Origin of the sequence: Polaribacter batillariae, assembly GCF_017498485.1 — a bacterium.
GTDB lineage: Bacteria > Bacteroidota > Bacteroidia > Flavobacteriales > Flavobacteriaceae > Polaribacter > Polaribacter batillariae.
This window is the reverse complement of sequence record NZ_CP071795.1, coordinates 542,294-558,509: the sequence shown is the minus strand read 5'-3', so window position 1 is coordinate 558,509 and position 16,216 is coordinate 542,294. Positions and strand designations below refer to the sequence as shown.

Genomic DNA, 16,216 nt, shown 5'->3' with positions numbered 1-16,216 from the left:
GAAAATAATTCTAAAAATACTTATAAAGGCAAACAGAAAAAAGACATTTGCAAAAATGTATTTTATGTAATTGGGTATTTTTTTAAACATGAAATTACCATTAATTTACTGCAAAGATATTTATTTTATACTACTTTTTTAGATTAAGAAAGCAACTTTAATTTTAGTACAAAAATGCTTTAAAAAAGGAGAATTTCAGTAAATTTGCGCCTGAAAACTTCAAAAAGAAAATATGAAAATTTCGTACAATTGGTTAAAGCAGTTTCTACAAATAGATTGGGAACCCGTAAAAACAGGAGAGTTATTAACTGATTTAGGATTGGAAGTAGAAGGTATAGAAACCAAAGAATCTATAAAAGGAAGCTTAAAAGGCATTGTTGTTGGCGAAGTTTTAACTTGTGTGCAGCACCCAAATGCAGACAGGTTAAAAGTTACCACTGTAAATTTAGGCAAAGGAGCACCTGTGCAAATAGTTTGCGGAGCGCCAAATGTTGCTGTCGGCCAAAAAGTACCAGTTGCTACTATTGGAACAGTTTTGTATGATGATAAAGGAGAAGGTTTTAAAATTAAAAAAGGAAAAATTAGAGGAGAAGAAAGCCATGGAATGATTTGTGCCGAAGACGAATTAGGTTTAGGCAATAGCCATGATGGTATTATGGTTCTTGATGCAGAAATAGCTGTAGGAACTTTAGCTTCCGAAGTTTTTAATATAGAAACAGACTATGTTTTCGAAATCGGGTTAACCCCAAACCGTTCAGATGCCATGAGCCATTTTGGTGTGGCAAGAGATTTAAAAGCAGGTTTATTGCAACAAGATGTAAATTTAGAACTTATATCTCCTTCTGTAAGCGATTTTCATGTAGATGAAAGAACCTTAAGAATAGACGTAGAAGTAGCAAATAAAGATTTGGTACCAAGATATTGTGGAATTACCATTACAGATGTAGAGGTAAAAGATGCTCCAGAATGGATTCAAAACAGGTTAAAAGCAATAGGAATTACACCTAAAAATAATGTTGTAGATATTACAAATTACGTTTTGCATGAATTAGGGCAGCCTTTACACGCTTTTGATGCCCAGAAAGTAAAAGGAAACAAAATTCTAGTAAAAATGTTAGAAGAAGGTACAAAATTTACCACTTTAGATGAAGTTGAAAGAACATTGTCTTCTGATGATATTATGATTTGCGATGCAGATTCAAACCCACTGTGTATTGCAGGAGTTTTTGGAGGTTTAAATTCTGGAGTTACCGAAAATACAACTTCAATTTTCTTAGAAAGCGCTTATTTTAATCCGGTTTCTGTAAGAAAAACAGCCAAAAGACATGCTTTAAATACAGATGCTTCTTTTCGTTTCGAAAGAGGTATTGATATTAACATGACAGAATATGCCTTAAAACGTGCAGCTTTGTTAATTGAAGAATATGCAGGAGGAAAAATGGCTTCTGACGTTTCTGACTTCTATCCAGTAAAACTAGAAGATTTTCAAGTATTTTTATCTTACGAAAACGCATACAGATTAATTGGGCAAGAAATTCCAAGAGAAACCATTAAAAATATTTTAGCTTCATTAGAAATTAAAATCAATAGCGAAACAGAAGGAGGTTTAGGCTTAACAATTCCTTCTTACAGAACAGATGTTCAAAGAGAAGCAGATATTATCGAAGAAATTTTAAGAGTCTATGGGTACAATAATATAGAGTTTTCTCATAAACTAAACACATCGATTTCTTTTGATGCCAATAAAGAAACAAAAATAGAAAACATTGTTGCCAATCAATTAACAGCCCAAGGTTTTAATGAAACCATGGCAAATTCGTTAACAAAACCAGAGTATGTAACTTTATCGGAAAATATTAATGAGGAAGCAAACGTAGAAATGCTAAATCCATTAAGTAACGATTTAAAAGTAATGCGTCAATCTTTGCTATTTAGCGGTTTAGAGTCGGTTGCTTATAACATCAATAGAAAAAATAATTCTTTAAAGTTTTACGAGTTTGGTAAAACCTATCATAAATATTCAGGAAAATATCAAGAAGACAAGCATTTAACGCTTTTTGTAACAGGAAATAGAACCAATGATAATTGGAAAATTGTCAATAAAAAATCGGATTTCTTTTATTTAAAAGGTGTCATAAAAGCTGTTTTAAGTAGGTTAGGAATCGATAATTTAAAAACTCAGCCAAGCAAACTAGATGTTTTTTCGGAAGGAATTTCGTTTGGATTGGGAAAAATGAAGTTGGTAGAATTTGGAGTTGTAAAAAACAGTCTGTTAAAAGAATTCGGAATTAAACAAGAGGTGCTGTTTGCAGATTTTAATTGGAACACCATTTTAAAATTAACAGGAAATAAAAGTATTAAAGTTGCAGAATTACCTAAATTTCCTACAGTAAAAAGAGATTTAGCATTGTTATTAGATTCGAAAACGGCTTTTAAAGAGGTTTATAATTTGGCTTTCCAATCAGAAAAAAACTTATTAAAAGAAGTCGATTTGTTCGATGTGTACGAAGGAGACAATTTACCAGAAGGTAAAAAATCGTATGCAGTTAGTTTTTTATTACAAGACGAAACAAAAACCTTGGCAGACAAACAAATCGATAAAATAATGCAAAAATTACAGCAAGCATTCGAAAAAAATTTAAATGCTGTTTTACGCTAGTTTTTGAATGATGTAAGATTAAAAAAATGATTGAGAGACATAAATATAACTAAAAATTGCTCTTATGGTTTATGTAATCAAAAGGAAAACCGAAAGTAAATAAAGTAGTAAATAGAATAGAAATGTATAAATCAATAATAAGACCAATATTATTCCTTTTCGATCCAGAAAAAGTACATTACTTTACATTTTCTTTCATTAGAAACTTGTGTAAAATTCCTTTTGGAGCCTCTATTTTTAGAGGAATGTATCAAGTGAACGACAAACGTCTAGAAAAAACAGTATTTGGTTTAACATTTAAAAATCCTGTTGGCTTGGCTGCCGGTTTCGATAAAAATGCCGTTTTATATAACGAATTGGCAAACTTTGGTTTTGGTTTTATAGAAATAGGAACAATAACTCCAAAAGGGCAAGTAGGAAATCCTAAAAAAAGATTGTTCCGTTTAAAAGACGATCAAGGCATTATCAACAGAATGGGTTTTAATAACGATGGAGTAGAAGAAGCCATTAAAAACCTAAAGAAAAACAAACATAAAGTGATTATTGGTGGAAATATTGGAAAAAATACCCAAACCAAACCCCAAAATTATACACAAGATTATATCGAAGTTTTTAAAGAATTGCACCCTTTTGTAGATTATTTTGTGCTGAATGTAAGTTGCCCAAATGTAGGCAGTCATGCAAAATTAAATGACAAAGATTATTTAATAGAATTAATTACTGCTTGCCAGAAAGAGAACAACATTTTTAAAATTAAAAAACCCATTTTATTAAAAATTGCTCCAGATTTAAATAATATTCAGCTAGATGAAATTATAGAATTGGTTGCAGAAACAAAAATAGATGGAGTGATTGCTTCAAATACATCTACATCTAGAGAAAATTTAAAAGCATCGAAAGCACGTTTAGCCGAAATTGGCAATGGTGGTGTTAGTGGACAACCAATAAAAAATAAAAGCACCAAAGTAATAAAATATTTAGCAGATAAATCTAACAAATCGTTTCCAATTATTGGAGTAGGAGGCATCCATTCTGCAGAAGATGCTTTAGAAAAATTAGATGCTGGTGCAGATTTGGTGCAAGTTTATACAGGTTTTATTTACGAAGGCCCTAGTTTAATTAAGCAAATTAACAAGGCTGTTTTAAATAAGATGTGATTTTCGAGTTTTTTATTTCTACGAAAGTAGAAATATAAACTATTTGTCTATACCTGTAAAAATAGCTGTTCTCTTTTTTAATAACTTATGGCAGAAACTCTTGTCTCTTTTATAATTGCAACTTCTGTATTGGCAGTTTCTCCAGGGCCAGACAATATTTTTGTGCTTACACAAAGTATTGTAAATGGAAGAAAATACGGTTTGGCAACTGTTTTCGGATTGATGACAGGTTGTATTATCCACACAACATTCGTTGCATTTGGAGTTTCTACAATTATTAAAGAAAATAAAAGCTTGTTTTTAATTATTAAAGTTCTAGGAGTAAGTTACTTGCTATACTTGGCATATCAAGTTTATAAAAGTAATTCTGCAATTTTAATTTCTACAGAAAATGTGCCACAAAAAAGCACAATTCAATTGTTTAAAACGGGTTTTTTAATGAATGTTTTAAACCCAAAAGTTACCATCTTCTTTTTGGCATTTTTTCCTCAGTTTTTATTTTCCTCAGAAATGTCTATCGTTTTACAATGCTATATTTTAGGTTTCCTTTTTATTTTGGTTTCTTTTGTTGTTTTTGGAAGCATTGCTGTACTTGCAGGAAAAGTATCTACCTATTTAAAGCAACACAAAAAAACAGGTTGGTACTTAAAATGGGCGCAAATTATTGTTTTTGTGGCGATTGCATTTTTAATTTTACTCTAAATAATTAAACGAACACCACCCAATTCTTCAATTCTATATGGAAATTTTTCATCTAAAGAACCAATAAACATAAAGTTGATAGGAATTTTCCATTTTTCTGAAAGTTCTTTGATTAATTGCGGGTTAAACTCTCCATCTATCTTCACAAATTCAATTTCAATATCTGGGTATTCTCTGTTTAAAAAATCTATTTCTTGAGCTAAATTTTTGTTGTAAAGATTTTTTTTCCCAACGACGGTTACAATTTTTATTTTTTTAGTATGTTCATTTTTAGAGATGTACAACATTACCTTATTTAAAGTTGCAATATTATCTCCTCTTGTAAAAAACACAAACTCTTGGTCGTTTATGGTATCAATTATTCTTTGAATATGTTGGTCGGTTTTTTCTACAAACCTTCGAATTGGAATAAAAAGAGCATCTATAATCTTTAAAATTAATTTTAATAAAAAAGTTCTGTTTAGCATTATTATAATAAGAGAAATGGTAGGAATAAAATAATACAAAAAAACAGTAATATTGCTTGGTAAATTATCTTTTGCTGGCATTACGATATTGCCGAAAAGTGCTATTAAAACAGCGCCGATAGCAACAAATACAGCCAACCACGAGGCTCTTTCGGGTCTTGGTAATTGACTTCTTTTTACTTTTAATAAAATATTACCAATGCCAAATAAAGCCATTACCGACAAGAATGAAATGGTGTAAACTCCTGCCAATAATTTTACATTTCCTTTCGTTATTAATAAAACAGAAACCGATAGAAGAAGAAAAACAATAATTATTCTATAAGAACTCCCTTTTTTGTTTTTCTTTAAAAAAAAAGGTGGAACAATTCGGTCTAAAGCCATTCTTTCTAACAATCCTGTAACACCAACAAACGAAGTTAAAACAGCGCCACTTAGCACTAAAAAGGCATCAATGGCAATTAAATATGCGATAGATGCTCCACCCACATGTTTTCCCATTTCTATTAATAAGGTGTTTTGATATTCATCTGTATGCAACACAGGAATTGTAAATAAAGCCAGTGCAAAAACGGCCATTAATGGGTTTATAATACTTACAATGGACCACATATTTCGAAGTGTTTTTGGAAAAACACCTCTTTTTTGTTCTTCAACAAAATTAGCAGAACTTTCGAAACCAGATACACCAAGCATAGAAGCTGCAAACCCTAAGAAAATCGCGTTTGTAATACTTCCATTTTTTATGGGAGAATTCCAATTTTCAACAAACGTAGCAACTCCATTTTCAGTAAAATAGTAAATAATAAAACCGCTTAAAATAACTAAAGATGTTAAGTGAAAAAGAAAAATACCCACAGCGACTTTGGCAGATTCAGAAATACCACCAATTACTAAAAAAGCAAACAATGCAAGTAGTATTATGGTTGCAATTATTATGGGCATAGATGGAATTATGTAATGCAAATAATGGATGGCTTCATTTGCAGATATAACAGCTGTTGCCATGTAAGACAATATGGTAAGTGTTGCTGCAAAAGAAGCTGTAGATTTGCTAGTTGTATTTAAAAGTGCATTATATGCACCACCATTTAAAGGCAGTGCACCAACAACTTCGCCATAAATTTTTCGAAATAAAAAAAGTACAAAAGATACAATTAATAAGGTTATCCATGCATATTGGCCAGCAAAAGCAATTGCTAAAGCAGATACGTACAATACAGACGAACTAATATCGTTACCACAGATTGCAGTTGCAGATAATTCGCCTAATTTTTTTTGTTTTTTCATAATAATTTAAATCTTAAGACTTCTTACTTTTATTTTTTTATAACTATATTCTATAACTAAACAAAATACAATAATAGCAATAGCGATTATAACTCCAATTTTATTGTTTTTAAATTGCTGAAGTATAAGAACTATCAACGCAATTATACAAACGATAAAACCTGTAAGATGAATATATTTTTTGCTGTTCATTTTTTCTGAAAGTCGATATCCAGCAAAATTAACGATTGCAAAAATCGATAAAAAACCAACGCTTCCAGCTGTTGAAATACTTTCTAAATTTAATGAATTTGTAATTATTAAAGTTAAAACTGCAGTAATTAATAAGCCAATGGGTTGGTTCCAAAAAATACTTGTAAAAGCATGTGGCAATTCGTCGTCTTCAGCAATTTCGAAACTAACTCTACTTCCTCCATATAAAGATGCATTTATGGCAGAAAAAGTAGAAATTAGCGCAGCAATTGTTATAATTGTAAAACCAACTTTACCCAACATTGGTTTTGCAGCTTCTGCTAAAACATAATCTTCTGCAGTTGCAATTTTATTAAAAGGTAAAGAACCAATCGTTACAATTGCAATGATAACATAGAGAATAATTACAAAAATAATGGAATAATAATAAGCTTTTGAAATATTTTTTGCTGGATTTTTAATGTCAGGAGCCGCATTTGCAATAAGTTCAAACCCTTCATAAGCTACAAAAATTACCATTCCTGCTGCAATTATATTTATTGAATTCTCCCAGTTATCTATCGAAAACTGCCCTAGGTTTTCGTTACCAATTAATCCGTAAGAACCTATAAGTATAAAACTTAATAGAATAAACAACTTAATAATTACAGAAATAGATTCAATTTTACTAACCACAGCAATGCTATAATAATTAATAAGGGTCGCAAAAAAAATGATAAAACTCGCATAAAAATGAAAATTAAACGAATTCGAATCAAAAATTTTGAAAAGATTTGGAGCATAAGAACCAAATGCAGAAGCATAAAGAGACAGCATTATAATATAGCTTATCCATAATAAATTATTAATAGTTCCGCTAAAAACTGTTTTTCCAAAGGCAACATTTATAAACTTTACAGTGCCACCTCTGTCTGGAAATGTATTTGATAATTTTGCATAACTGTAAGAAGTAAGTAAAGCAATTGTTCCTGCAATTAAAAAAGAAATTGGGGTTGCGCCTTTTGCTAAAGAAACAGCTAGCCCAAGCACAGCAAATATGCCACCACCCACCATGCCTCCAATTCCAATAGACATTGCTTCTTTTAAACTAATTTTTGTGCTCATACTTTTTTTTAAGAATAAAAATTCCTGCGATTGGTCCAATGGCTAAAAACAAAAATATGTAATTACTGTTATAGTTTTTAAATAATAGGTTAATAAGCTGAATGCTAATAATTGTCATAAAAAAACCAATAGAATTTACGATGGTTAATGCGGTTCCTTTATTTTCTGAAACTGTATTTTTTGCCACTAAGGTAGAAAATAATGGAGAATCTGCGATGACAACCATTCCCCAAAAAAGTAAAAAAGTTATAAAAAAGTATTCGTTTTTACTCATAAAAGCGAAAGGAAGTAACAAACAACAAAATCCAGAGAATAATAAAGACAAAAAAGCGGTTCTTTTAAGGCCTAATTTTTCTGAAATAAAACCTCCTAAAACGCAAGCTAAACTGCCAATTCCAATGATAAAGAAAGCAATTAAAGAGCTGTTAAAATCAGTATTTTTATGAAGATTCGAATAAATTTTTAAAAAAACAGGAACAAAAGTCCAAAAGGCATACAACTCCCACATATGACCAAAATAACCAAAAGCTGCTTGTCGAAATTTATTGTTTTTAAATATTTTAAAACAAATAGAAATATCTAATTTCGATGCTTTTTTACGAAAAGGCCCATTAGGAATTAATAAAAACACCAAAAATCCACCAATAAAAGCCAAAGTAGAAGTTGTGTATAAGACAGGCTTCCAAAGAAAAACACTAGAAGTTGCTTTTAAAAGATGTGGCAATGCAGTTCCTAAAACCAAGGCACCAACCAAAAAAGAAAGCGATTTTCCCAATCCTTTTTCGTAATAATCGGTTGCGATTTTCATTCCTACAGGATAAATTCCTGCTAAAAAGAAGCCTGTTAAAAATCTAAAAAATAATAAAGTGTTTAGATTATTCTGTTCCCAAATAAGCCCTAAATTAAAAAGGCTTCCTAAAAGAGCACAAACAAAAAATACTTTAGATGGAGAAAAACGATCTGTAATTGTAAATAAAGCAAAAAGTAGCGTTCCAACAATAAAACCAAATTGCACAGCAGCAGTTAAGTTGCCAAGGGCAGCAGTATCTAATTGATAGACAGAGACTAAATCTGTAATAACCCCATTTCCTGCAAACCAAAGAGACGTGCAAAAAAACTGAGCAATAACAATAATTGGTAAAATGTGTTTTTTAATATTCATTATAGAGTAACGAAAGTACCAAAAAGCAATTAATAATTTCAGTAAAAATTTTAGAACTACAGTAGTTTCTGTATATTTGAATTAATGAAAAAAGTTAAAATTATAGAATGCCCACGAGATGCGATGCAAGGCATAAAATCTCATTTTATTGCGACAGAAAAAAAAGCGTTGTACATCAATTCACTTTTAAAAGTTGGGTTCGATACGATTGATTTTGGTAGTTTTGTTTCTCCAAAAGCGATTCCGCAAATGCGAGATACAGCCGCAGTTTTATCGAAATTAGATTTGTCTAAAACCAATAGTAAATTATTGGCAATTATTGCAAATGTAAGAGGAGCAGAGGATGCTTCAAAATTCGGAGAAATCGATTATTTAGGTTATCCTTTTTCTATTTCCGAGAATTTTCAAATGCGAAATACACACAAAACCATTGCAGAATCTATAAACACTTTAGACGAAATTTTAACCATTGCATACAAAACAAACAAAGAAGTAGTTGCGTATTTATCTATGGGGTTTGGAAACCCTTATGGAGATCCTTGGAATGTAGAAATTGTAGGAGATTGGACAGAGAAATTAGCCAAAATGGGCGTAAAAATATTATCACTTTCAGACACTGTTGGAAGTTCTACACCAAAAGTAATTGAGTATTTATTCTCAAACTTAATTCCACAATACCCACAAATAGAGTTTGGTGCACATTTACACACGACACCAAACAAATGGCACGAAAAAGTAGATGCCGCTTTTAAAGCAGGTTGCAACAGATTTGATGGAGCAATTAAAGGTTATGGAGGTTGCCCAATGGCAAAAGACGAGTTAACAGGAAACATGCCAACCGAAAAATTGATTAGTTATTTTACGGCTCAAAAAGCAGATACCAATATAAAACCAATGAGTTTCGAAAGCGCTTATAACAAGGCTTTGGAGGTTTTTATTTAAAAAAAAATATCTTGTTGCGCTTTCTCTCTTACTAAAGGTAAACTAAAGTCGAAATCTATTTTCTTTCTGATAAAAAACAGAATCATTTAGTCACTCCTTAAAATTTTTATAATTAAGGTTTATTCTTAAATAATAAACAATATCACAAACGACAAGATAGAACACCTAAAAAAACAATAAATTTTATTTCTGATTATCAATATGTTAGATTTATTTTTACTTTCTTATTTTAATTTATTCTAAATAAACTTTGTAAAACTCAAATTGTGTTTTATATTTGCCAAAAAATAGAATATTATTTATAATTAATCCAAATAAGAAAATGAAAAAAGTACTAGTATCTTTAGCTGTAATTGCAACCTTAGTTTCGTGCAATAAACGTAATAACGATTTACCAAAAACGGTAGCTCCTGCAACCTATAGTTTCGAAAGAAATGGCGAATCTACAGTAGATTTTAACGGACAAACCACCAGAATAAAAATGGCGGGCGAGTTTATTTCTGCTCTAAAAAACACTTCGGAAACAGAAGCTACTTTAGATGCAAAATTTGCGCATACTGCTGGAAATGCAGATTTTTCTGATGCCGATTTAAATGCCTCTTCAAAAAATATACGCAGTAAAGTGGCTGCTTCAAGAGATTTTTTCTCGACAAATTCTACAGATGCAACAGCGATTAAAAATCAATTCGATGGTTGGATTGCTGCACAAGTAACAGAAGTTTTTCCTAATTGGAATACAGACGCTGCTGCGGGTGTTGCTGGTAATATTCAGCAAGCAGGAGGAGGTTCTACACGTTATGTAAATGGAAAAGGAGTAGAGTACAATCAATTAATAGCAAAGAGTTTAATTGGTGGTTTAATGGTCGATCAAATCTTAAACAATTATTTAAGTAAAGCAGTTTTAGATGAAGGAACAAATGTTTCAAATAATAACGGAAATGTTACAGAAACCGATAAAAACTACACAACCATGGAACACAAATGGGATGAAGCTTTTGGTTATTTATACGGAAACGAAGCAGACATTACAGCACCAACATTAAAAGCAGATAAGTTCTTAAATGAATATGTAGGGCAAGTAAATAAAAATGCCAACTTTGCTGGAATTGCAACAGAAATTTACAATGCATTTAAATTAGGAAGAGCAGCAATTGTTGCTAAAGATTACAACACCAGAGACACACAAGTAGAAATTTTAAGAGAGAAGATTTCTAAAGTTTTAGCGGTTAGAGCAGTTTATTATTTTCAACAAGGAAAAATAAAGTTACCTACAGACAAGGCAGCAGCTTTTCACGCCCTTTCAGAAGCTATTGGGTTTGTGTATAGCCTACAATTTACAAGAAAACCAAACTCAACGGAAGCATACTTTACGAAAACCGAAGTAGATAATTTTATGAACACCTTGTTAAAAGATAATGGTTTTTGGGATGTAACAAACGAAACTTTAGACCTAATTTCAACACAAATTGCTTCTAAATTTGGTTTTAAAGTAGCAGATGTCGCAAACTAAAATTATAAGTACTAAAAAACGGTTATTTTAACTGTTTTTTAGTACTTTTGTATCTTTATTTAGAATAAATAGAAATAAGATGTTCAAGAAACTTTTACCATTTGCCTTTTTAATTGCCATTGTTTACGCCTGTTCTTCTTCTGCAGAAAACGAACCAAAAATAGAAGATAATTTTAACAGGTCAGAGATGTTAAAAAACATTGCAGACAATATAATTATTCCTGCATATACTGATTTTAGTACGAAGTTAACAGACCTAAAAACGGCTGGAGAAACATTTACAACTACTCCAAATCAAGCAAATTTAGAGGCTTTAAGAACTTCTTGGTTTACTGCCTACAAAGTGTGGCAACACTTAGAAATGTTTAATATTGGCAAGGCAGAAGAAATAGGGTACTATTTTTTTATGAACATCTATCCAATAACAGTTGCAGATATTGAAGCGAATATTTCTACTGGAAATTACGATTTAAACAGCGTTAACAATCACGATGCGCAAGGTTTCCCTGCACTAGATTATTTATTATATGGAATTGGTTCTACAGATGCAGCAATTTTAGAAAAATACACAACTGCTACCAATAACGATAATTATAAAAAATATGTTACAGATGTTTTAAACCAGATGAGCTCACTTACCCAGCAAGTGGTTGCCGATTTTAAAGCCAACAAAGCAGCATTTGTAAATAGTACTTCCAATACTACAACAAGTTTTTTTAATAAATTAGTAAACGATTATATTTTTTACTACGAAAAAGGTTTAAGAGCCAACAAATTTGGTATTCCAGCAGGGCAGTTTTCTGCAAATCCATTGCCAGAAAAAGTAGAAGCTTTCTATAAAAATAATGCTTCTAAAGAGTTGGCGTTAGAAGCTTTAAAAGCTGTTACAAATCTTTTTGAAGGAACACATTACAATAAAACCTCTAAAGGAATTAGTTTCAAAAACTATTTAAAAAGTTTAGAAAGAACAGATATTGGAAACGCAATTTCTAGTCAATTTACCAAAGCAAAAACAGCTGTTAATCAACTGAACAATAGTTTTTCAATTCAAATTGAAACGGATGTTACTCCAGTTTTAAAGTCTTATGACGAATTACAAAAAAATGTTGTTTTGTTGAAAGTAGATATGTTACAAACATTTAATATTAATGTAGATTATGTGGATGCAGATGGAGATTAATAAACAAATATAATTTAAAACTACCTGAAAACTGTTTAAAAGTAAATAGTTTTCAGGTATTTTTTTATGAAAGAAAAATACTTTACATATTCTATTAAAACTCAAACAAAAGCAGCACCTTTAGCTGTTTTTAGATTATTTTTTGGGCTAATGATGTTTATAAGCATCATCCGTTTTTGGGCAAATGGTTGGATTGAAAAGCTATACCTACAGCCAAAATTTCATTTTTCTTATTTCGGTTTCGAATGGGTAAAACCTTTGGGCAATTACACCTATCTTCTTTTTTTAGTTTGCGGAATTTCTGCTCTTTTTGTTGCTATTGGCTATAAATATCGCTTGGCAATCATCACTTTTTTTCTATCCTTTACGTATATAGAATTAATGGATAAAACGACCTACCTAAATCACTATTATTTTATAAGTCTTTTAAGTTTTTTATTAATTTTTTTACCTGCAAATGTCTTTTTTTCGGTAGATGCTTATCAAAAGAAAAAACAGTTTAGTTATGTACCAAAATGGACAATAGATAGTGTTAAAATACTTTTAGGAATTGTATATTTTTATGCGGGATTGGCGAAAGTAAATTCCGATTGGTTGTTTAGAGCAATGCCCTTAAAAATTTGGTTGCCCTCTGAATACGATTTACCTTTTATAGGAGAAACTATCATGCAACAAGATTGGTTTTTCTATGCGATGAGTTGGGCTGGAATGTTATACGATTTGGCAATTCCGTTTTTATTATTGTACAAAAAAACACGTTTGTTTGCTTTTTGTATGGTGGTATTTTTCCATATTTTTACAAGAGTATTGTTTCCCATAGGTATGTTCCCTTTTATTATGATTGTTTCTACCTTAGTCTTTTTTGATGCTCGTTTGCATGAAAAAATCATCAACTTTATTCGTAAATATATTTTAAAAACGAAAACGGTTGTGCAAGATTTTAAAGAATATCATTTTCCAAAAGCAAAAAGAAAAGGAATTTTACTATTTATCGGTACATTTTTACTGCTACAAATACTAATTCCTTGGCGTTATTTATTATATCCTGGAGAATTATTTTGGACGGAAGAAGGGTATCGTTTTTCTTGGCGCGTAATGTTAATGGAAAAAGCGGGAAGCTCTAATTTTAAAATCGTAAATCTAAAAACAGGAAGTTCTTTTATGGTCGATAATACAGATTTTTTAACGTCTTTTCAAGAAAAACAAATGAGTTTTCAGCCAGATTTTATCTTGGAATATGCACATTATTTAGGAGACCATTTTACAAAACAAGGCCATGAAAATGTAGGAGTTTTCGTGGAAAGTTATGTAGCTTTAAATGGAAGAATGAGTACAAAATACATCAACTCTAAGGTTGATTTATATCAGCAAAAACAATCGTTTAAACATAAAAAATGGGTGTTGCCATTTACATCAGAAATAAAAATAAAAGGAATTTAAAATGATAAAAAACAAGATAGTTTTGGCATTTTTCTTAGGATTTCAATGGTTGGGATTCAGTCAGTACAAAGTTACAGGAACCGTAGTTTCAGAAGAAAAAAAACCTATTAATAAGGTCGAAATTTATAACGAAACAGGTGTTTTATTGGCACAAACAGGAATTTTAGGAAAATTCTCTTTTACGACAGAAGCACAAGAAATTTCTTTGATATTTTATGTAGAAAATTATCGTTTAAAAAACGTGTATTTAGCATCAGAAAATTATGCAAATGTAGAAGTGGTGTTAGAATCTTTTTCAGAAGAATTATCCGAAATTCAAATCAGAGCGAGAAAAGAAAAAGTGTTTGAATTAAAACGTTTAAAAGATGTTGTAGGAACTTCGATTTACGCAGGAAAAAAAACCGAAGTTATTTTGGTAAACCAATCTACAGCAAATTTAGCCTCTAACAATGCACGTCAAATTTTCAACCAAATTGCAGGTTTAAATATTTATCAAAATGATGATGCAGGCTTACAACTAAACATTGGTGGTCGAGGTTTAGATCCCAATAGAACTGCCAATTTTAATACCCGACAAAATGGGTATGATATTAGTGCAGACGTTTTAGGGTATCCAGAAAGTTATTATACGCCTGCAGCAGAAGGTTTAGGCGAAATTCAGGTAATTAGAGGTGCAGCTTCTTTGCAATATGGAACGCAATTTGGTGGACTTGTAAATTTTGTTACCAAGAAGCCCAATAGAAATAAATCTTTTGAAGTAATTACCAGAAATACTGCAGGAAGTTATGGTTTGTACACCAATTTTACGAGTATAAGTGGTACAAAAGGTAAATTTTCTTACTATTCTTATTACAATTATAAAAAAGGAGATGGATTTAGACCCAACTCTAACTTCAGTTCTAAAAACGCTTTTGCACATTTAGAGTATAAACACGACGAAAAAAATGTTTTTTCAGCAGAAATCACCTATTTAGATTATTTGGCGCAACAAGCAGGAGGTTTAACAGATCAAATGTTTAAAGAAAATCCGTACCAAAGTAACCGAGAAAGAAACTGGTTTCAGGTAAATTGGTTGTTGTATCATTTAAAATGGGCACATAAATTTAGCGAAAAAACGAATTTTTCATTCAATTTTTTTGGGTTAAATGCTTCAAGAGATGCTTTAGGGTTTCGAACCAACAGAGTCAGCCAAATAGACCCTGGTAATGAAAGAGATTTAATTAAAGGAATCTTTAAAAATTTTGGTTTCGAATCTAGATTGGTACATAAATATAGAATTTTTGATAAAAAAGGAACTTTTTTAATCGGTTCAAAATTTTATAAGGCAGAAAACACGAATATGCAAGGACCAGGTTCTAATGGTTCTGATGCCGATTTTTCTATAAAATTAGATCAATATCCAAATTACCCAAGACAATCTAACAGTATTTTTCCAAATTTAAATGTGTCTTTATTTGGAGAAAATATTTTTTATATGAACAATAAGTTATCGATTACTCCTGGGTTTAGATTCGAATACATAAATACTCAAAGAGACGAAATTATAAAAGACATTGTTACAGATGCTGCAGGAAATGTAATCAACGAGAATTTAAGAGACGAAGAAGAAACCAACGAAAGAAATTTTTTCCTTTTTGGTGTGGGAATAAGTTATAAATTAAATACATCTCTAGAATTGTATGGAAATATTTCTCAAAATTATCGTTCTGTAACATTTTCTGATATTAGTACTGCAAACCCTGCGTTTGAAATTTCACCAGACATAACAGACGAAAAAGGGTTTACTGTAGATGCAGGTTTACGCGGAAATTATAAAAATTATTTTTCTTACGACGCCAACGTTTTTGGGTTGTTTTATAACGATAGAATTAACATTTACACACGTTCGGATGGAAAGGCGGAAAGAGACAATATTGGTGATGCCAGAATTTTAGGAGTAGAGAGTTTAATTGATTTTAATATGAAGAAAATCTTCGGAATGAATCAAGATTATATCTTAAACTATTTTATCAATTCTTCTTTTATTACTTCAGAATATACAAAATCCGAGAAAAATGGTGTAACAGGCAATCAAGTAGAATTTATACCGAATGTAAATTTAAAAACAGGAGTTCGTTTTGGGTACAAGAATTTCTTGTCTAGCATTCAATATTCATATCTATCAAGTCAATTTTCTGATGCCACCAATGCCAAAGGTGGTAGTATTAGTGGTGTAACAGGAGAAATACCTGCCTACGATATTTTAGACCTTTCTTTGTCTTATAAATACCGTTTCTTAAAATTAGAAACCGGGGTAAATAACTTGTTAAACAATGCCTATTTTACAAGAAGAGCAACTGGCTATCCTGGTCCAGGAATTATACCATCTGCACCAAGAAATTATTATGTAACTTTAGAAGTTAAGTTTTAGT

Annotated in this window: 11 protein-coding genes; 8 read left to right on the top strand and 3 right to left on the bottom strand. The window is 30.9% G+C overall.

Going from position 1 to position 16,216, the window contains the following annotated elements; all coding sequences use genetic code 11:
• The first annotated feature begins 232 nt into the window (after positions 1–232).
• From pheT to JL193_RS02545, 3 genes are all read left to right on the top strand, one after another.
• On the top strand, positions 233–2,659 hold the full coding sequence (gene pheT / locus JL193_RS02555; RefSeq protein ID WP_207972345.1) for a phenylalanine--tRNA ligase subunit beta: 2,427 nt from the start codon (positions 233–235) through the stop codon (positions 2,657–2,659).
• Positions 2,660–2,781: 122 nt separating this feature from the next.
• The gene (locus JL193_RS02550; protein ID WP_207972344.1) at positions 2,782–3,816 is read left to right on the top strand and encodes a quinone-dependent dihydroorotate dehydrogenase; all 1,035 of its coding nucleotides are present in this window, start codon (positions 2,782–2,784) and stop codon (positions 3,814–3,816) included.
• An 87-nt stretch (positions 3,817–3,903) separates the two neighbouring features.
• Positions 3,904–4,518: a LysE family translocator gene (locus JL193_RS02545; RefSeq protein WP_207972343.1), complete on the top strand. Its 615-nt coding sequence runs from the start codon at positions 3,904–3,906 to the stop codon at positions 4,516–4,518.
• Here the strand turns inward: JL193_RS02545 and JL193_RS02540 are convergent.
• Genes JL193_RS02540 through JL193_RS02530 form a run of 3 tightly spaced genes read right to left on the bottom strand, consistent with a single transcriptional unit; the run spans position 4,515 to position 8,733 of the window.
• On the bottom strand, positions 4,515–6,275 hold the full coding sequence (locus JL193_RS02540; protein ID WP_207972342.1) for an APC family permease: 1,761 nt from the start codon (positions 6,273–6,275) through the stop codon (positions 4,515–4,517). The genes JL193_RS02545 and JL193_RS02540 overlap by 4 nt on opposite strands.
• Before the next feature lie 6 nt (positions 6,276–6,281).
• Entirely contained in the window at positions 6,282–7,571 is a 1,290-nt protein-coding gene (locus tag JL193_RS02535; protein ID WP_207972341.1) for an APC family permease, read from the bottom strand.
• Complete coding sequence (locus JL193_RS02530) at positions 7,555–8,733, bottom strand: MFS transporter (protein ID WP_207972340.1); 1,179 nt, start codon at positions 8,731–8,733, stop codon at positions 7,555–7,557. Before JL193_RS02530 ends, JL193_RS02535 begins: the two co-directional genes overlap by 17 nt.
• 84 nt (positions 8,734–8,817) lie before the next feature.
• Between JL193_RS02530 and JL193_RS02525 the strand changes: the two genes are divergently transcribed.
• From JL193_RS02525 to JL193_RS02505, 5 genes are all read left to right on the top strand, one after another.
• Positions 8,818–9,675 carry a hydroxymethylglutaryl-CoA lyase gene (locus tag JL193_RS02525; RefSeq protein ID WP_207972339.1) on the top strand — a complete coding sequence of 286 codons (858 nt, stop codon included), beginning with the start codon at positions 8,818–8,820 and terminating at the stop codon, positions 9,673–9,675.
• A gap of 322 nt (positions 9,676–9,997) precedes the next feature.
• Positions 9,998–11,185: a DUF4856 domain-containing protein gene (locus JL193_RS02520; protein ID WP_207972338.1), complete on the top strand. Its 1,188-nt coding sequence runs from the start codon at positions 9,998–10,000 to the stop codon at positions 11,183–11,185.
• A gap of 79 nt (positions 11,186–11,264) precedes the next feature.
• A complete protein-coding gene (locus tag JL193_RS02515; RefSeq protein WP_207972337.1) occupies positions 11,265–12,365 on the top strand; it encodes an imelysin family protein in 1,101 nt (366 codons plus the stop codon).
• 66 nt (positions 12,366–12,431) lie between these two features.
• Positions 12,432–13,805: an HTTM domain-containing protein gene (locus JL193_RS02510; RefSeq protein WP_207972336.1), complete on the top strand. Its 1,374-nt coding sequence runs from the start codon at positions 12,432–12,434 to the stop codon at positions 13,803–13,805.
• A 1-nt stretch (position 13,806) separates the two neighbouring features.
• Positions 13,807–16,215: a TonB-dependent receptor family protein gene (locus JL193_RS02505; protein ID WP_207972335.1), complete on the top strand. Its 2,409-nt coding sequence runs from the start codon at positions 13,807–13,809 to the stop codon at positions 16,213–16,215.
• Position 16,216: the final 1 nt, after the last annotated feature.